1 protein-coding gene is annotated in these 2606 nt (G+C 74.8%); it reads right to left on the reverse strand.

The features are described from left to right. A partial coding sequence (gene nirB / locus ADK60_RS21140; RefSeq protein WP_053648103.1) for a nitrite reductase large subunit NirB occupies positions 1–2564 on the reverse strand: 2564 nt, incomplete at its 3' end. Positions 2565–2606: the final 42 nt, after the last annotated feature.

The following is a 2606-nucleotide window of genomic DNA, read 5'->3' on the forward strand; positions in this document are numbered from 1 at the left end:
GGGAGGACGTGGCCGTCCTCGTCGGGGCGGGCGGGGCGGATCTGGCCGCGTTCGGGGACGAAGGTGACGGCCGGGTCGGGGGTACCGGGGGCGTTGACGAAGGAGGCGAAGCGGCGGAGCCGGTCCGGGTCGGCCAGCGTAGCGGCCCACTCGTCCTGGTAGGAATGGATGTGGCGGGCCATCAGGGCGTCGAGTTCGGCGGCGATGCCGAGCGCGTCGTCGAGGACGACCGCGCGCAGGTGGTCGAGGCCGCCGTCGAGCCGCTCCAGCCAGACCGAGGTGCGCTCCAGCCGGTCGGCGGTCCGGATGTAGAACATCAGGTAGCGGTCGATGGTGCGGATCAGCGTCTCGCGGTCCAGGTCGGCGGCGAGCAGGTCGGCGTGCCGGGGCGTCATGCCGCCGTTGCCGCCGACGTAGAGGTTCCAGCCGGCGGAGGTGGCGATGACGCCGAAGTCCTTGCTCCGGGCCTCGGCGCACTCGCGGGCGCAGCCGGAGACCGCCGACTTGAGCTTGTGCGGGGAGCGCAACCCCCGGTAGCGCAGCTCCAGTTCGATGGCGAGGCCGACCGAGTCCTGGACGCCGTAGCGGCACCAGGTCTCGCCGACGCAGGACTTCACGGTGCGCAGCGCCTTGCCGTAGGCGTGCCCGGACTCGAAGCCGGCGCCCACCAATCGGGCCCAGATGGCGGGGAGTTGGTCGACGCCGGCGCCGAACAGGTCGATCCGCTGGCCGCCGGTGATCTTGGTGTAGAGGCCGAAGTCGCGGGCCACCTCGCCGATCGCGATCAGGCCCTCCGGGGTGATCTCGCCGCCGGGCACCCGGGGCACCACCGAATAGGAGCCGTTGCGCTGGAGGTTGGCCAGGAAGTGGTCGTTGGAGTCCTGGAGGGCGGCCTGTTCGCCGTCCAGGATGTGGCCGTTGGAGAGGCTGGCCAGGATCGAGGCGACGGTCGGCTTGCAGATGTCGCAGCCCTCACCGGTGCCGTGCCGGTCGACCAGTGCGGAGAAGGTGGTGATGCCGGTGACCAGGACGATCTCGTACAACTCGGCGCGGCTCTGCGGGAAGTGCTCGCACAGGCCGGTCCCGACCTCGGCCCCCGCGGCGGCGAGTTCCTCGGTGACGACGGTGGTGAGCTGCTTGAGGCAGCTGCCGCAGCCGCTGCCGGCCCGGGTGCACTTCCTGACCTCGGCGGCGCTGCCGGCGCCCTGCTCCCGGACGGCGGCGCGCACGGCGCCCTGGGTGACGTTGTGGCAGGAGCAGAGCACCGCGTCGTCGGGCAGCGCGATCGGGCCGGCGGCGGCGGATCCGGCGGGCAGCACCAGCTGTTCGGGCGGGACGGTGAGCGGCCGGCCGGCCGTCGCCAGCGGACGCAGGGTGCCGTAGGCGTCGGTGTCGCCGACCAGGACACCGCCGAGCAGGGCCCCGTCGGTGCCGATCACCAGCTTGCGGTAGACGCCCAGCCGGCCGTCGCTGTAGAGCACGTCGAGCGCGCCCTCGGCGGTGCCGTGCGGGTCGCCGAAGCTGGCGACGTCGACGCCGAGCAGCTTGAGCTTGGTCGAGGTGTCGGCGCCGGTGAAGCCGGGGCCGGGGCGGCCGGCGAGTTCGCGGGCCGCCGTCTCGGCCATCTGGTAGCCGGGGGCGACCAGTCCGTAGACCCGGCCGTCGGCGGCCTGGGCGCACTCGCCGATGGCGAGGACGGCCGGGTCCTCGGTGCGGCAGCGCTCGTCGACCACGATGCCGCCGCGCGGGCCGACCGCCAGGCCGCAGTCCCGGGCGAGCCCGTCGCGGGGGCGGACGCCGGCCGAGAACACCACCAGGTCGGCGGCGAGTTCGCGGCCGTCGGAGAGGAGCAGGCCGCGCACCGCGCCGTCCGGGCCGGTGGCGACCCCGCTCGCGGCGGCCGCGGTGTGGACGGTGACGCCGAGCTCCTCGATCTTGCGGCGGAGCAGTTCGCCGCCGCCCTCGTCGACCTGGACGGCCATCAGACGGGGGGCGAACTCGACCACATGGGTGGTGAGCCCCATCGCCCGCAGCGCGCCGGCCGCCTCCAGGCCGAGCAGGCCGCCGCCGACCACGATGCCGGTGCCGCCGCCCGCCACCACGGCCTTCGTCGCGTCGGCACGGATCGCGTCGAGGTCCTCGACGGTGCGGTAGACGTGGCAGCCGGCGGCGTCCCGGCCGGGCACGGGCGGCACGAACGGGGCCGAGCCGGTGGCCAGCACCAGGTCGTCGTACCGCAGTCGGGCGCCGGAGCGGGTGGTGACGGTGCGGGCGGCGCGGTCGACGGCGGTCACCGGGTCGCCGAGGCGCAGCTCGATGCCGTGCTCGGCGAGGAAGCCGGGCGGGCAGAGCGTGAGGTCCTCGGGCGTGCGGCCCTCGAAGAGCGAGCTGAGGTGGACACGGTCGTAGGCGGGGCGGGGCTCCTCGGCGAGCACGGTGACCCGTCGGCGCCGGGCGCCGGGCTGCTCGGTCCAGGCCTCCAGGAAGCGCTGGCCGACCATGCCGTGGCCGACCAGGACGAGGTCCAGCGGCGGCTCGGCCGGCTCGGCCGTGTGCGACGTCATGCGTGACTCCTCGGGGTGGTGCGGAGGGGCGGAGGGGGAGGG

Source organism: Streptomyces sp. XY431 (assembly GCF_001279805.1).
Lineage (GTDB): Bacteria > Actinomycetota > Actinomycetes > Streptomycetales > Streptomycetaceae > Kitasatospora > Kitasatospora purpeofusca.